Origin of the sequence: Hydrotalea lipotrueae, assembly GCF_019249625.1 — a bacterium.
GTDB lineage: Bacteria > Bacteroidota > Bacteroidia > Chitinophagales > Chitinophagaceae > Hydrotalea > Hydrotalea flava.
In genome coordinates this window covers 155,093-171,353 of the sequence record NZ_JAESDL010000004.1, presented here as the reverse complement: position 1 = coordinate 171,353, position 16,261 = coordinate 155,093, and the positions used below count along the sequence as shown (strand labels likewise).

At 39.5% G+C, this 16,261-nt stretch carries 14 protein-coding genes; 9 read left to right on the top strand and 5 right to left on the bottom strand.

The features are described 5' to 3' along the window. Positions 1–433 precede the first annotated feature (433 nt). The 3 genes from JK139_RS04605 to JK139_RS04595 all read left to right on the top strand — a co-directional run bounded on the left by JK139_RS04605 (position 434) and on the right by JK139_RS04595 (position 2,738). Positions 434–1,363, top strand: a complete 930-nt coding sequence (locus tag JK139_RS04605; RefSeq protein ID WP_075051488.1) for an SPFH domain-containing protein — start codon at positions 434–436, stop codon at positions 1,361–1,363. Between the two features lie 160 nt (positions 1,364–1,523). Then, the gene (locus JK139_RS04600; RefSeq protein ID WP_068242464.1) at positions 1,524–2,225 is read left to right on the top strand and encodes a MotA/TolQ/ExbB proton channel family protein; all 702 of its coding nucleotides are present in this window, start codon (positions 1,524–1,526) and stop codon (positions 2,223–2,225) included. Positions 2,226–2,330: 105 nt separating this feature from the next. Next, on the top strand, positions 2,331–2,738 hold the full coding sequence (locus tag JK139_RS04595) for an ExbD/TolR family protein (RefSeq protein WP_068242467.1): 408 nt from the start codon (positions 2,331–2,333) through the stop codon (positions 2,736–2,738). A 14-nt stretch (positions 2,739–2,752) separates the two neighbouring features. Here the strand turns inward: JK139_RS04595 and JK139_RS04590 are convergent, their stop codons facing one another. The 4 genes from JK139_RS04590 to JK139_RS04575 all read right to left on the bottom strand — a co-directional run bounded on the left by JK139_RS04590 (position 2,753) and on the right by JK139_RS04575 (position 7,367). Beyond that, a complete protein-coding gene (locus JK139_RS04590; RefSeq protein WP_228733119.1) occupies positions 2,753–3,163 on the bottom strand; it encodes an acyl-CoA thioesterase in 411 nt (136 codons plus the stop codon). Positions 3,164–3,173: 10 nt separating this feature from the next. Then, a complete protein-coding gene (locus JK139_RS04585) occupies positions 3,174–3,572 on the bottom strand; it encodes a VOC family protein (RefSeq protein ID WP_074418998.1) in 399 nt (132 codons plus the stop codon). 66 nt (positions 3,573–3,638) lie between these two features. Beyond that, the gene (locus JK139_RS04580) at positions 3,639–6,014 is read right to left on the bottom strand and encodes a 3-hydroxyacyl-CoA dehydrogenase/enoyl-CoA hydratase family protein (RefSeq protein WP_074418999.1); all 2,376 of its coding nucleotides are present in this window, start codon (positions 6,012–6,014) and stop codon (positions 3,639–3,641) included. Between the two features lie 318 nt (positions 6,015–6,332). Then, positions 6,333–7,367, bottom strand: a complete 1,035-nt coding sequence (locus JK139_RS04575; protein WP_228733118.1) for a polysaccharide deacetylase family protein — start codon at positions 7,365–7,367, stop codon at positions 6,333–6,335. 275 nt (positions 7,368–7,642) lie between these two features. On the opposite strand from JK139_RS04575, the gene JK139_RS04570 reads away from it, so the two are divergent. Both JK139_RS04570 and JK139_RS04565 read left to right on the top strand, forming a co-directional pair. Continuing rightward, complete coding sequence (locus JK139_RS04570; RefSeq protein WP_074419000.1) at positions 7,643–9,382, top strand: GMC family oxidoreductase; 1,740 nt, start codon at positions 7,643–7,645, stop codon at positions 9,380–9,382. A gap of 143 nt (positions 9,383–9,525) precedes the next feature. Further along, positions 9,526–10,197: a gluconate 2-dehydrogenase subunit 3 family protein gene (locus JK139_RS04565; protein WP_074419001.1), complete on the top strand. Its 672-nt coding sequence runs from the start codon at positions 9,526–9,528 to the stop codon at positions 10,195–10,197. A 76-nt stretch (positions 10,198–10,273) separates the two neighbouring features. Here the strand turns inward: JK139_RS04565 and metG are convergent, their stop codons facing one another. Continuing rightward, positions 10,274–12,361, bottom strand: coding sequence for a methionine--tRNA ligase (metG, locus tag JK139_RS04560; RefSeq protein WP_218330677.1), 2,088 nt, complete (start codon positions 12,359–12,361; stop codon positions 10,274–10,276). A 197-nt stretch (positions 12,362–12,558) separates the two neighbouring features. Here metG and JK139_RS04555 point away from each other — a divergent pair, with 197 nt between their 5' ends. The 4 genes from JK139_RS04555 (at position 12,559) to JK139_RS04540 (ending at position 16,259) form a co-directional block, all read left to right on the top strand. Continuing rightward, the gene (locus JK139_RS04555) at positions 12,559–14,313 is read left to right on the top strand and encodes a glycoside hydrolase family 9 protein (protein ID WP_218330676.1); all 1,755 of its coding nucleotides are present in this window, start codon (positions 12,559–12,561) and stop codon (positions 14,311–14,313) included. 104 nt (positions 14,314–14,417) lie between these two features. After that, positions 14,418–15,137: a glycosyltransferase family 2 protein gene (locus JK139_RS04550; protein WP_074419004.1), complete on the top strand. Its 720-nt coding sequence runs from the start codon at positions 14,418–14,420 to the stop codon at positions 15,135–15,137. Positions 15,138–15,139: 2 nt separating this feature from the next. Then, positions 15,140–15,490 (top strand): DUF2304 domain-containing protein, encoded by a 351-nt coding sequence (locus JK139_RS04545; protein ID WP_179853185.1) that lies wholly within the window; start codon positions 15,140–15,142, stop codon positions 15,488–15,490. Positions 15,491–15,521: 31 nt separating this feature from the next. Further along, the gene (locus tag JK139_RS04540; RefSeq protein WP_218330675.1) at positions 15,522–16,259 is read left to right on the top strand and encodes a glycosyltransferase; all 738 of its coding nucleotides are present in this window, start codon (positions 15,522–15,524) and stop codon (positions 16,257–16,259) included. Positions 16,260–16,261: the final 2 nt, after the last annotated feature.

The window sequence follows — 16,261 nt, the reverse complement described above, 5'->3', positions numbered from 1 at the left end:
TTGCAACTTTTAAATTTTTATTGCAACAATATTTTTAATCGAACATTGAAAATTACTTTTTGAGGGTTGACTAATTATATTTTTCTTTGTCCGTTTTGTTGAAGCTTGCTGTTTCATGATAAACTGTTTTGTTTCCACAAAGGTTTGCTATCTGGTACCCGGCGAATATGATATTTGTTAGCTTTTTAAATTATAAGGAAATTTTAATGTAATGGGAAGATTTGATTTTTCGTTTTTTCTGCTGCTTGTTTTCTAATTTAATTGTTTTAAAATTTTACTGATTATGGTATCATTATATTTTTTTGTGCAATCGTTCGGCCTGTTACCAAAAAGTATGAACATGAATTTGAATGGAAATGTTATCTGGCAAAATATCTTTTTTTAAACACCGGTTTTTTCAATTAAAAAAAATTATCTTTCAAAAAAAATTTCTATGGAAACTTTTATTTCTTTTTGGTGGTTAATTGTACTGCTCATCATTCTTTTCACCGGAATGGTTTCAGTTACACAGGGTAATATCACTGTGTTAACAATGTTTGGGAAATACAGAAGAATCTTAAGGCCGGGATTAAATTTTAAGATTCCTGTTTTCGAACAGATATATAAAGTGATTAGTATACAAAATCGCTCTGTTGAACTGGAGTTTCAAGCAGTTACGGTTGATCAGGCCAATGTATATTTTAAGAGTATGCTGCTGTATTCTGTAATTAATGCAGATGAAGAAACCATTAAAAAAGTAGCGTTTAAATTTATCAGTGATAAAGATTTGATGCAGGCGCTTATCCGCACTGTTGAAGGCTCTATCCGCGCTTATGTAGCTACAAAAAAGCAGGCCGAAATTTTATTGCTGCGCAGAGAAATTGTAGAATATGTAAAACAACAAATTGACCATTCGTTAGAAGAATGGGGCTATCATTTACAAGACTTGCAAATCAACGATATTACTTTTGATAAAGCCGTTATGGAAAGTATGAGCAAGGTAGTGGCCAGCAATAATTTAAAAGCCGCTGCCGAAAATGAAGGTCAGGCTTTACTCATTACCAAAACCAAAGCGGCAGAAGCCGAGGGCAATGCCATTAAAATTTCTGCAGAGGCCGAGAAAGAAGCTGCTCGTTTAAGAGGGCAGGGGGTTGCATTATTTAGGGAAGAAGTAGCAAAAGGAATGAGCCAGGCCGCAGAACAAATGAAACAAGCCAATTTAGATACCAATGTTATTTTATTCAGTATGTGGACAGAAGCCATTAAAAACTTTGCTGAGGTAAGCAATGGCAATGTTATTTTTTTAGATGGCAGCCCCGAGGGTATGGATAAAAATATGCAACAAATTAAAGCCATGCTGCAAATGAATACCAATAAGTCCTAAATGTTGCCATCATCGTATCTGGCACTGAACTTGCTGTAAGCTCAGGTTCCCAAATGTGTAAAAGCTTTGCTAAAACGCAAAGGCTGCACAATTTTATGCACAAGTATCCTGTTAAGTTTGTTTAGCATTTACTTTAGTGTTACCATAAAAAATTACCAGCATGTTTCATTTGCTTCAGGTTGCTGCAACACCCATTGCAGATACATTACATAAAGCCGCTACAGCCATTCCACCGGTAGAAGAAAAAATTTCTATGTGGGATATGCTGCAAAAAGGCGGGTTCATTATGTATCCGTTGTATTTTCTGTTGGTGTTAGCGCTTTTTTTCTTCTTTGAACGACTTATTGCCATTCGTAAAGCCTCTAAAATTGAACCTAATTTTATGAGTATTATACGCGACAATATTCTTACCGGCAACATTAGTGCTGCCCGTAGTCTGGCAAAAAATACGCCCAATCCGGTAGCTAAAATGATCGATAAAGGTTTGCAACGCATTGGTAAACCCATTGATGCCATTGAAAAAAGTATGGAAAATGTAGGTAAATTAGAAATGTACAATATGGAACGCAACTTATCTGTTTTATCGCTGATAGCAGGTATTGCCCCCATGTTTGGATTTTTAGGAACCATTGTAGGAATGGTACAATTGTTTTATGGCATTGCCTCAACCGGAGAATATACGCTGAATACCATTGCCGGGGGTATTTATACTAAAATGGTAACCAGTGCTACAGGATTAATTATTGGTTTAATGGCTTATGTAGCATACAATTATTTAAGTACACAAATAGATAAAACCGCCAATAAAATGGAAGTGGCTAGTGCAGAGTTTATTGATATATTGCAGGAACCAACCAAATAAAAGTTGAGAAAGATTTTGTTACCGGCTGCAGAACTTTGGGCGTCGCACACTGCAACTGCAGTATAAGGATCAGCTTTTCAATCATAAATAACCGTTTTTATACTCATGAACATACGCCAGGGAATCAGAAAACGACATGCAGAAGTGCACACCGGTGCTTTAAACGATATATTGTTTATTCTGTTACTGTTTTTTTTAATTGTTTCTACTTTGGCCAATCCCAATGTAATAAAAGTAGCCAACCCCAAAGCAAAAAGCGATACCAAAGCCAAACAAACTGTTGTAATTACAGTGGATAAAGATCAGAATATCTACATTGGACAAAAATTAGTGCCATTTGATCAGTTAGAATCGCAATTACAGGCCTTTTTAGCCAAAGAAACTGATAAACCTTCGGTAGTAATTAATGGCGATAGTACTTCACATTTAGGTACTGCCATAAAGGTAATGCAGGTAATCAAAAAGTTAGGTGCTACACCGGTTGTGGCAGTTGATAATAATGGTGTTCAATAGATTATCAAAGCGCATCAACTTTTAGGAACTACCCTGTCTTTTACATAAGTTATTTGCGTTTTGCCATGTGCCTTCGGCTTACCATCTTCTCCTAAGTTCACAAATACTAATTTATCAATCGTCAATATTTGTTCACGGGTTAATTTATTGCGTACCTCGCAGCGCATGGTGATAGAGGTTTTGCCAAATTCGGTTGCAATAATGCCAATCTCAATAATATCGCCTTGTTTAGGTGCATTTACAAAATTAATTTCTGAAATATACTTTGTAACTACTTTTGTGTTTTCTAGTTGTATAATGGCATATATCACGGCTTCTTCATCAATCCATTGTAACAGTCTGCCGCCAAACAAAGTATGATTCGGATTTAAATCTTCCGGTTTTACCCATTTTCGGGTATGGAAATTCATTTCTTCTGATGCCATATTGCATGTATTAATTTTTTAAAGCAGGTTCTATCAAATCCCATTTATTGCCATACAGGTCTTCAAATACCAATACGGTACCGTAAGGTTGAGCTTCCGGTTCCCGAATAATGCGGATTTTGTGCTGTTGCAAATTTTCATAATCACGCTGCAAATTATCTGTATGCAGAAACAGAAATACTCTTCCTCCGGTTTGGTTTCCAATCATATTTTCCTGTTGTTCGTTTGCGGCTTTGGCCAGCAATAACCTGCATCCTTTACTGCCGGGTGGCGCTATCACCACCCATCTTTTAGATTCTGTTAAAACTGTATCTTCTATTAAAGTAAACTGTAATTTTTGGGTATAAAAGGCAATGGCTTCATCATAATCACGCACCAGCAAAGCCATTTGTACTATTTCCTGTTTCATTCCTTTCTCATTTAATCCTGCTCATTTATTCTAAATCTTCCAATCATATTAAAAATTGCATCAAGCCTAATTACGAAAGGGTTTTCCTGTTTTTAATACACTTTGTATACGCTCTAATGTTTTCTTTTCACCACATAAACTTAAAAATGCTTCGCGTTCTAAGTCTAATAAATATTGTTCAGATACCTGGGTGGGGGCACTTAAATCGCCACCACACATTACATGTGCCAATTTGGTGGCTACCAGGGCATCATGATCGGTTGCATAACCGCCACGCTTCATGGCATTGATACCTACCAACAGGGCACCCAAAGCTGAACGACCTAAAACGGTAATGTCTTTTCGTTGGGTAGGCATGGTATAGCCGGCATCATATAAATCAATCACTGCTTTTTTAGCGGCTGCAATTCTTCTGTCGGGGTTTAATAGTATGGCATCTCTGTCTTTTCTGAGTATGCCCATTTTATAGGCTTCAAAAGCACTGGTAGCTACTTTAGCAGTTGCAATAGTTAAAAAACGTTCTTTTAATGGATTTAATTCCGGTTCATCTTTGTGTAGTTCATCTGAGGCACGCAATACAAATTCTTTGGTGCCGCCACCTCCGGGTATCAATCCAACACCTAATTCAACCAACCCAATATATGTTTCAGCTGCAGCGCATACTTTATCGGCATGCAGGTTTAACTCGCAACCACCACCCAAAGCCAATCCATGCGGTGCTGCCACTACGGGAATGGCAGAATGCCGTACCCGCATCATGGTATTTTGAAACAATCGGATAGCCATATCTAATTCATCATATTCCTGCTCAATAGCCAACATAAAAATCATGCCTACATTAGCCCCGGCACTAAAATTAGGACCTGGGTTTGCTATCACCAATCCCTTGTATTTTTCTTCTGCAACGGTAATGCCTTTCTGTATGCCTTCTAATACTTCGCTGCCAATGCTATTCATTTTGGTACTCCATTCTAATGCTGCGACATCATGGCCAATATCATATAATTTACATCCGCTGTTTTTCCATATAAGTCCGTCGGTAAAATTGCCCAATACAATAAAGCTGTCTTCGCCAGGCATAAAACGATATGCCTTACCGGGTATATCATAATATTTCTTTTTGCCTTTTTCCAACGCATAAAATGAAGTTTTGCCTGCTGCTAACATTTCATCTACCCAGTTTGCAACAGTATAACCCGCTGTTTTCATTTCATGAACCGTTTTGGCTACGCCCAATAAATCCCAGGTTTCAAATGCGCCTATTTCCCATCCAAAACCGGCTTTCATGGCATCGTCAATGCGGTACAGCTCATCTGATATTTCCGGTATGCGGAAGGATATATAGGAAAACAAAGCATAGTGGAAACTTCTGTAAAAATCACCCGCTTTGTCCTTCGATTGTTGCAATAGCTTTATTCTTTCTTTTACATCTTCAATGGGTTTGGCTGCATCTATAGAGACAAATTTTGGTTTTTGACGGGCTTCGTACGCTAATGTTTGCAGGTTAATAACCTGTATATCTTTTCCTCCGGCGCTTTTTATTTTTTTGAAAAAGCCTTGTCCGGTTTTATCACCTAATCTGTTTTCCTGCACCATACTTTCGAGCCAGGCAGGTATTTGAAATATATGTTTGGCTTCATCATTGGCGCAATTCTCGGCTACCCCTTTCGCAACTTTCACTAATGTATCAATACCCACTACATCGGCTGTTCTAAAGGTAGCTGATTTAGGCCTGCCAATAATAGGGCCGGTTAATGCATCTATTGTATCAATGCTTAAACCTTGCTGTTCCATGATGTGGAAAATACTCATGATGCTGAAAACCCCAATGCGATTGGCAATAAATGCGGGAGTATCTTTACACAATACGGTTGTTTTTCCTAAATACAAATCGCCATACTGTAAAAGAAAATCAATCACCTCTTGTTTGGTATGTGCAGTTGGAATAATTTCCAGTAATTTTAAGTAGCGGGGCGGATTAAAAAAATGCGTGCCGCAAAAATGTTGTTGAAAATCTTCACTTCTTCCGGCAGCCATTAAATGTATGGGAATGCCGGAAGTATTAGAAGTAATTAACGTACCCGGCTTTCTGTATTTTTCTACCTCTGCAAATATTTGTTGTTTTATATCTAAACGCTCTACTACAACTTCTATAATCCAGTCGGCGGTAGCTATATCTTTCATATTATCGGTAAAGTTGCCGGTTGTAATTCTCTTAGCCACATCAGGGGTATATACCGGCGAGGGATTACTTTTTAATGCCGTTTGTAAAGCATCATTTACCAATTTGTTTCTTAATGCAGTTTTGGTACTTTCTACTGCATCTTTGCCAATCATGTCTAATAACAATACTTCTACACCTGTTCCTGCAAAATGACAGGCAATGCGTGAACCCATGATGCCGCTTCCTAAAACAGCTACCTTTTTAATAATACGTTTCATGTGTTTGTAATTTTCTTTTTTATTTCCTGTTCAAGCAACAGTAATACCGAAAGTTGGTGATTACTATGCTAATGTATTTTTTTATACGATAGTTTTAATTGTTTGAAACCATCCTGTGATAGTATATTTTTAAATACATGTTTACCACCAATAAAGCGTTGTTGTAACTTCATTTATGTAAACATGCGTTTTACACATTATGACCATGTAACTTGATTAAAAACAAAACTTTCCTCCAAAGCTAAATAAAAAATAGTTAGCTATGCAACTAATTTTATAGGAAAATACAGGCTTTTACAAAAGTAAGGATAGGGAGTGTTAGGGTAGTTTACTTCTTCGTTGCATTAATTCCCGCCAGGTAGTTAAAATAATCCCTTTTTCTTGAATATAAGCTTTTAATCGTGGATCGAGCATGGCTAATAAATCGCCGCGGCGTGTGGGGCCGCTGTCAGATATATATTTGAATTGTGGGGTAGTAGCTGTGCAATGCATAATTACCATGGTAATGCCGGGTTGCAGGCTATCTAATGCAGCTATATAACGATTGGTTCTGTAGGCTTGCAAAAGGCTATCGTTTTGTAATGTATTTGTTGGGTTTACCCAATCATAGCTTTCATTGTACAAATCATCTAAAACGGGTAAGCCGGCTTTCCATAATAAATTACCCATGAAATGCATTTGTGCCATCAATTGTTGCGATGCATGCATTTGCAGGGCAATCAGGGTAGCGTGTCCGCCGGGCAACATCACCGGAATATGGTTCTTTATACCCAATTGAATATATTGTTCTGCAAAAGCAGGTGTAGCCAATAAGGTGCCCATGTGTGTATCTACATGGGTGGGTGTAAAGCCCATTGTTAAAGCTCTTTGCAGTTGTGCATTGATTTCAGTAGCTACTTCCGCGGCACTGGCATGCTGTACTACATCGGCCACATTGGGCCATAAACAGCCCTGCTGATCTACCAGTCCCTGTGTAGCAGGTTTGCCGCTGAGCGGTCCCCAACGATAATTTTTCCATTCAGCGGTTAAGGTTAAATGCAACCCGGCATCTATCTGTGGATGTTCTTTTAAAAATTGTACAAATCCGGGCACCCATGAGCAGGGCATCATTACACTGGTTGAAGTGGCCACCCCTTTGGTTAATGCTAATATGGCACCTTCATTCGATTCATAGCTCATGCCGGCATCATCTACATGTAATATCACTACTTTTGCTCCTTTTGGAAAGCCTAATTTTTCTGCATAAGTACTGTCTGTTGCCTTTGCTGTAACAATTAAACTGATGCATACGGCCAATAGCAACATTTTTTTTCGGGTATGCTTGTACACATGTGTGAATAGAATGGCTTGCATGGTTGTTTTTATTTTTTTAATGATGCAATTAAGTTAAGTAAGTTTCAGATTCCTGCACTGTTTTTTGCTGTTTTTTATTTCAATGAAAAAAGTTATAGGATAATTGAAGTTGTGGCTTATACTTAACCATCAAAATATGGTACTATTTTTACTGCTTGTCATACAATTTTAATCCTGCTTTAACCTGCAAAATAAAATGGCCATCTTTCACTTGAATTGCTGCAAAAATCATTACTTTCAAACATCCGAATCAAACATTAAAATCCTACCATATTATGGGTGTATTACAAATTAAAAAAGCAGCAAAAAAGTACGATGCCATTATTATTGGCTCCGGTGCCGGTGGCGGTATGGCTGCTTATGTGCTGGCCAATGCAGGCTTAAAAGTATGTTTATTAGAAGCTGGACCCAATTACGATCCGGCTATTAATTCTGATCAGTTAAAAAATCCATGGGAGTCACCCCGGCGTGGCGCCAGCACCAAGTTTCGTCCTTTTGGCGATTTTGACGGTTGCTACTGGGGCTGGGAAATTGATGGTGAACCTTATACCCATGCCAATGGTACCAAATGGGATTGGTGGCGTGCTAGAATGGTAGGTGGCCGCACCAACCACTGGGGAAGAATTTCGCTACGTTTTGGCCCTAAAGATTTTAAAAGAAAAAGTATTGACGGCCTGGGTGATGACTGGCCAATTGGCTATGAGGATGTGAAACCTTACTATGATAAAATTGACCGCTTAATTGGCGTATTTGGTACCAATGAAGGTTTGCCCAACGATCCGGATGGTGTTTTTTTACCACCCCCCAAACCAAGGCTGCATGAATTGATGCTGCAGAAATCAGCAGCAGGTATTAATATTCCGGTAATTCCCTCTCGTTTATCTATTTTAACCAAACCCATTAATAAAGACCGTGGTGCCTGTTTCTTCTGCGCTCAATGCAACAGAAGCTGCAAAGTATATGGCGATTTTTCTTCTTCTTCTGTATTGGTAAAACCTGCAATGGCTACCGGTAATGTTGATTTAATTACCAATGCTATGGCAAGAGAAGTACTGACCGGTAGCGACGGACTGGCTACAGGCGTTTCCTATGTTAATAAAACGGATATGCTGGAATATCAGGTAATGGGCAGAGTGGTTATTTTAGGGGCCAGTGCCTGTGAAAGTGCTCGCTTATTACTCAATTCTAAATCGAGCCGGCATCCCAATGGGCTGGCCAATAGCAGCAATGTGGTAGGAAAATATTTACACGATTCTACAGGCGCAGGTATGGGTGGGGTATTGCCACAATTATTTGACAGAAAACGATACAATGAAGACGGTGTTGGCGGTATGCATGTGTATACGCCCTGGTGGTTAGATAATAAAAAATTAGATTTCCCCCGTGGCTATCACATTGAATATTGGGGAGGCATGCAACAACCTGCCTATGGCATTGGCATGGGCATACAATCTTTAAACGGAAAATTTGCAGTACATGGTAAAACCAAAGAAGCCGGCGGTTATGGTGCTTCATTAAAAGAGGATATCCGCTTTTTTTATGGTGCCAGTTTTGGAATGGCCGGCAGGGGCGAAGCCATAGCAAGAGCCGACAGTTATTGTGAAATTGACCCGAGTGTGGTAGATAAATTCGGTATTCCTGTACTGCGTTTCAATACTACTTATACCGATTATGAAATTAAACAAGCCAAACACATGCACGAAACCTTTCAGGAAATTATGCACCAAATGGGTGCCGTTATAACCTGGGGTGCAGATAATGGTCCGCACAATAACTGGGGTCTTGCAAATCCAGGTAATATTATACATGAAGCCGGCACCGTTAGAATGGGTAATGATCCTAAAACATCTGCGCTGAATAAATGGAGTCAGGCGCACGATTGTAAAAACGTATTTTGTGTAGATGGCGGACAATTTGTATCACAGGCAGATAAAAATATTACCTGGACTATTCTTGCTTTATCTATGCGTGCCAGTGAATATATTATTGACCAAATGAAAAAACAAAATATTTAATGGGAAAAAGCAGAAATGATATGGATGCAAATGTGCATTTCAGGCAGTATTGTAATGCTGCTGTGCAATTTTATGGCACCAACAGCTTACTGATACTGATTCTTGCCACTCAACAATCTACAATTCATACAAAATAATATTTTATGGACAGAAGAAAATCTATTAAAGCATTATTCATTACTACTGCCTCTGCAGGCGTGTTGGTAGAAGCCTGTAAAAATGCAGATAAAAAAGTTACCGATGCTTCTACATTAAGTGCCAACCCTTTCCTTGGTCCCGACAGAATGGCGGAAGAAAAAAAACACTATGAAAAAGTAGCAGCAGAAAAGTTTTTTGATGAGCATGAAATGGCCACCATTGCCATTCTTTCAGATATTATTATTCCGAAAGATGAAGTAAGTGGAAGCGCAACTGAAGCAAAAGTGCCTGAATTTATTGCGTTTATTGTCAATGATATGCCCGAACACCAATTACCCTTAAGGGGTGGCTTGCGTTGGTTAGATATGCATTGCCTCAATAAATATGGACATGCCTTTAAAGATTGCACGGCACAACAACAATTAGAAATGGTAGATGCTATTGCTTATCCTAATAAAGCAAAACCCGAAATGTCGCAAGGGGTTTCTTTTTTTAATAAAATGCGTGATTTGGTGGTAACCGGTTTTTATACCTCAGAAATGGGTGTGAAAGATATTGGCTATATGGGTAATGTGCCCAACCAATGGAATGGTGTACCCGATGATGTGTTAAAACAATATGGGCTGGCTTATTCAGAAAAAGAAATGAAAGAATGTGCCCATTACGATAAAGCGTAATTACTATTTTTAAATACACAAATGCCGCTCCATTTATATTTCAGAGCGGCATTTTTATGATGTATTCTATCAGCCTTTATCTTACTTCACTTCCATTTTCAGTTACATCTTCGGGATGTATAAAATGTAATTTGCCTTTACTGTCTTCAGCCATTAATATCATGCCATTACTTTCAATACCCCTCATTTTTCTCGGTGCTAAATTGGCCACAACGGTTACCTGTTTACCAACAATGGCTTCCGGTGTAAAATGTTCTGCAATGCCCGATACAATGGTGCGTGTTTCAAAGCCCATATCTATTGTTAATTGCAATAATTTATCAGCCTTGACCACTTTTTCGGCTGCAACAATTGTCCCTACTCTAAAGTCTAATTTTGCAAAATCATCATATACAATTTCCGGTTTTAGGGGCTTGTATTCAGGTGCTGTAGTTTCCATAGCGGCTGTGTTGTTTAAAGGTTTACTTTGTGTTTGTAGTTTTTGTACTTGTGCGGCAATTTCTTCATCTTCTATTTTTCTGAACAACAATTGCGGTGCTCTTAATGAATAGCCAACTCGCAATAAATTTAAACTACCGGCATTTTGCCATTCTAACATTTTCTCTACTACTTTCATCATGTGCAACATTTTGCCGGCAGTATGCGGCAGAAAGGGGTTGATTAAAATAGCCAGATTGGCGGTTAGTTGTAAGCTTAAGTGCAAACAATTGTCAATCAGTTGCTGACTAATAGGATCTTCTGCAACATTTCCTGCTTTCTTCCAGGGTTCTTTTTTCTGTAAATACTGATTACCTTTTCTTGACAGGTCAATCACTTCAAATAATGCATCTCTGAATTTATATTGTTCTAAATTTTCTTCCACTTTTGTTTTTGCCTTTTGAATATCGGCAATTAAAGCGTGGTCTGTTTCATCTAAATGTACATTGTGTAACTGTGGCACCTTTCCGTTGCATAATTTATGCATCAGCACAAAAGTTCTGTTCACAAAATTTCCAAATATGGCCACCAGTTCGCTGTTGTTCCTGTCTTGAAAATCTTTCCAGGTAAAATCATTGTCTTTTGTTTCGGGGGCATTGGCACATAACACATACCGCAGCACATCCTGTTGTTCAGGAAAGTCTTTTACATATTCATGTACCCAAACAGCCCAGTTGCGTGAGGTAGATACTTTTTCGCCTTCAATATTTAAAAATTCATTGGCCGGCACATTATCCGGTAACACAAAATTACCGTGTGCTTTCAACATGGCCGGAAATATAATACAATGAAATACAATATTATCCTTGCCAATAAAGTGTACCAATTTAGTATCTTCTTTACACCAGTAATCTTTCCATTGCGGGGTAAGTTCTTTGGTGGCAGAAATATATCCGATAGGGGCATCAAACCAAACATACAATACTTTTCCTGCCGCATCGGGTAATGGTACTTTTACGCCCCAGTTGCTGTCTCTCGTCATGGCACGTGGCTGCAAACCATTGTCTAACCAGCTTTTGCATTGCCCATATACATTGTTCTTCCATTCTTTGTGCCCTTCAATAATCCATTCTTTTAACCAGGGCTCATAGTTTTGTAACGGAAAATACCAGTGTTTGGTTTTCTTTTTAACAGGTATGGCATCGCTTAAAGTACTGCGTGGATGGATCAGTTGCTCCGGACTTAATGAAGTGCCGCATTTTTCACACTGATCGCCATACGCAGACAGACTGCCGCACACCGGGCAGGTGCCGGTAATATACCGGTCAGCCAGAAATGTTTGGGTGGTTTCATCAAAATATTGTTCGGTTTCTTTTTCTTCAAATAAACCTTCATTATACAATTTTTTAAAAAAAGCGGCAGCAGTTTCATGATGCACTGGATTAGAGGTACGGGAAAAAATATCAAATGCAATGCCCATTTGTGCAAAGCTTTCTTTGATCAAAGCATGGTATTTATCTACTACTTCCTGCGGTGTTATGCCTTCTTTCATAGCACGTATCGTAATAGGTACCCCATGTTCATCACTTCCACACACAAATTGTACATCCCTTTTTTGTGCTTTCTGGTAGCGCACATAAATATCTGCCGGTAAATAACAACCCGCCAAATGGCCAATATGCACCGGGCCATTTGCATAGGGAAGGGCGGCGGTTACCAATAATCTTTGATAGTTTTTTGTAGTCATCTATATCACTTTAATCAACTGCCGTTGCGCACACTTGTATTGTAACGCGCTATGCGGCAGTTGAGCCCGCAAAAATAAGCATTACCCGCAAGTATGCGGCATTTATCAACGAATGGTTCTTTTTTTAATATATGATGCTGCTCACGCTTTTGTTTTAACTTGCTCTTTTAATTCTTTCATCATTTATAATTGGAACTATGCAACTTTATAAAATTTCCATTGCCCTGTTTGTAACAGGAATGGTATGCGCAGTATCCGGCAAGGCACAGCAAATACAAGTTAATCAGTTGGGCTATGGTACTCATGCCCCCAAAATTGCTGCTATATGCAATATGGCACAAGGCAGTCGCTTTTATCTTACCGCATTGCCAACAGGTGATACGGTTTATACTGGGCAATTGTTACCTGCCAGGTTAGATCAGTATGCCAACCAAATGCCGGTGCAATTGGCCGATTTTAGTGCCTTTCAGCAACCGGGTAGTTATCGGCTATTAGTGACCGGGGTACAAAACCAACCTGTTATCAACATTAACGCACAGCCTTTTTATATGGTTGGTAAGGCACTCATCAAAGGCTTTTATTATCAGCGCGCCTCAATGCCCTTATTGCAACAATATGCAGGCATCTGGCAAAGGGCCGAAGGGCATCCCGATACTTTGGTAATGATTCATCCATCCGCTGCAACACCACAACGCCCGGCAGGTAGCACTGTTTCAGTGCCCGGCGGCTGGTACGATGCAGGCGATTACAACAAATACATCGTAAATTCTGGCATAACGGTAGCCACTTTGCTGAGCGCTTATTCCGATTTTGCACCATATTTCGATAGCCTTGCACTCAATATTCCGGAAAGTAACAATTGGTTACCCGATCTTATTGATGAAGTTTTGTACAACCTGCGTTGGATGCTCACCATGCAGGATACCGATGGCGGTGTATACCACAAATGCACCAATGCTGTTTTTGATGGTATGGTAATGCCCAATGTAGCAACGCAACCCCGTTATATAGTACAAAAATCTACTGCTGCTACTTTAGATTTTGCTGCAGTAATGGCTCAGGCAGCCAGATTATTTGCCAAATGGAATCAGGAATTACCGGGCTTGTCAGATTCCTGCAAACAGGCCGCTGTACATGCCTGGCAATGGGCCGAACTGCATCCCAATATTGATTACCGGCAAGAGCAAATGAATACAAAATTTAAACCCGCTATTACAACGGGCGCTTATGGCGATACCCAACTGTTAGATGAATGGTTTTGGGCAGCAGCCGAACTGGCAGTTACCACTAAAGAGGCCGTGTATGCCAATTGGCTGTTGCAATATAAAGTGCCTCCCGTTACCATTCCTTCCTGGAGCCAGGTAACAGCGCTGGGTATGTATAGTTTGTTGGAACACCGCAAAGCATTGCCTCAAAAATTGTTGCCGTTAACCGATTCGCTTTATGCTGTATTCATAAAAAAGGCAGATGACTTGTTGCAACATGCCAATGGGGCCATGCATACGGTAATGGGACAATCGGCCAACGATTTTATCTGGGGCAGCAATGCTGTTGCAGCCAATCAGGGTATTTGGTTATTGCATGCTTTTATGCTCACCGGCCAACGGCGCTACATCAACGGGGCGCTATCCAATGCCGATTATTTATTGGGCCGCAATGTCACAGGATATTGTTATGTTACCGGCTTCGGTTCAAAAAGTCCCATGCATCCGCACCATCGGCCTTCTATTGCCGATGGAATTGAACCTCCTGTTCCCGGATTATTGGTGGGTGGTCCTAACCCCGGTAAACAAGATGGGCAAATCTATCCCAATACTTTTCCTGAAACTGCTTATACTGATAATGATAAAGCCTATGCCTGCAACGAAATTGCTATCAACTGGAATGCACCGGCAGTATATTTATTCAATGGATTATCTTACCTGGCAACACTGGGGGTATGGGGAAAGTAAAGCAGTACGGTGTATGAATATTTTTGCTGAATGAAAATTATATTTCATAAAATGCTTATTATTGAAAGTAAAAGGCAGTAAAGCTCTGCTGCCAACCATTTGCTATGCAACAAAAAGTACTGCTGATTTTACCTTGTTACAATGAAGAAACAGCTTTGCCAGGTCTGTTATCCGAGTTGGCAGCTACCTGTTTCCCGGAAAATTATCAGGTAGATGTGCTGGTGGTCAATGATTGTTCGAAAGATGGAACAGCACAAGTGGCCCGCCGTTTTCAGGTAACATTGGTTGATTTACCCATGAATCTGGGTATTGGCGGTGCCGTTCAAACAGGTATTAAATATGCGTACCGCAATGGCTATGATATGGCCATTCAGTTAGATGGCGATGGTCAGCATCCACCTAATCAGGTACAGGTTTTATTAGCGGCACAAAAAGAACAACAGGCCGATGTGGTTATTGGTTCGCGTTTTGTGGGTAACGGTGGTGGGTTTCAGTCGTCATTGATTCGCCGAATGGGCATTCGCTATTTTCACTGGCTCAACCGTTTGTTTACCGGTAATAGGATATTCGACAGTACTTCGGGCTTTCGGCTCCTCAACCAAAAAGCTATTGCACTTGCGGCTGCCTATTATCCCGATGAATATCCTGAACCTGAATCATTAATCTTGTTTTCTAAAGCCGGTTGTACCATTGTTGAAGTGCCGGTATTGATGCGTGAACGGCAGGGCGGAGCATCTTCTATTGGAAAAACCGCCTCTGTTTATTATAGCTTAAAAGTTACACTGAGTATGTTTTTTACCTTTATTCGTCATTCAAATTCATGATTATGATACGCATTCAAATCCTCACTATTGTTACCAATATTTTATTCTTAGCTTATATTGCCCGCTTAATTGTAAAAGGGAAATTAAGGGAGGAATATGCCATTGTATGGATTATCTGTACTTTATTTATCATGGTATTTTCTTTTTGGCGGAAGGGATTAGATATAATGGCACATTTGCTGGGTGTATATGAAGCCCCGAATCTGGTATTTACCGGTGCTATTTTTGCCATATTAATTTACCTGTTACATTTAAGTATTGTGGCTTCCAAATTGCAAAACGATATTAAACAGTTATCACAGGAAATTGCCCTGATGAAAACAAAATTAGAGCACACCGATGCCAACCATTAACAACACTCATTCATTACACTAACAACAACTGATGTACTACGATAATAATTGGGCAGCCATTATACCCATGGCCAATGAGGAAACAGATTTTGATGAGTTTATACAGGAATTGACAGCCGTATTAAACCGACTGCAAACCGGTACCGTTTATTTGGTGGTAGATACCGTTTCAAAAGACCGCACTTTAGAACTTTGCCGTGCATTATCGGAAAAAGATGCAAGATTTATTACGGTATTTGCTCCTGAAAATAAAAATGTGGTAGATGCCTATATCCGTGGATATAAAGAAGCGTACCATAAAGGTCACGATATTATCATTGAAATGGATGCAGGCATGAGCCACGACCCCAAAGCCATTCCCATGTTTTTGCGGGTATTGAATGAAGGAAATGAATGTGCTTTCGGCAGTCGGTTTATTAATGGAGGTTCTATGGTAAAATCACCGCCATCCCGGGTATTTTTATCGCGTACTGGCACTTTTTTATCGAACCTGCTGTTGGGTACAAAAATGTATGATATGACTTCCGGTTACCAGGGGTTTCATGCTTCCATTGTTAAAAAAATCATTGAGTATCCTTTGTTATCAAAAGCGCATTTTTATCAAACGGAAATCAGGTATTTATTGCGCCATTCAAAATATGCTGAAATTCCTATTCACTATCAGGCGCCTTCGCCCAGTGTTTCTAAAAAAGCCATTAAAAATTCAATTGAAGTGTTGTGGCATTATTTTGTCAATCGTTTTTCAAAACGTTCTCCCAATCAATTATAAAT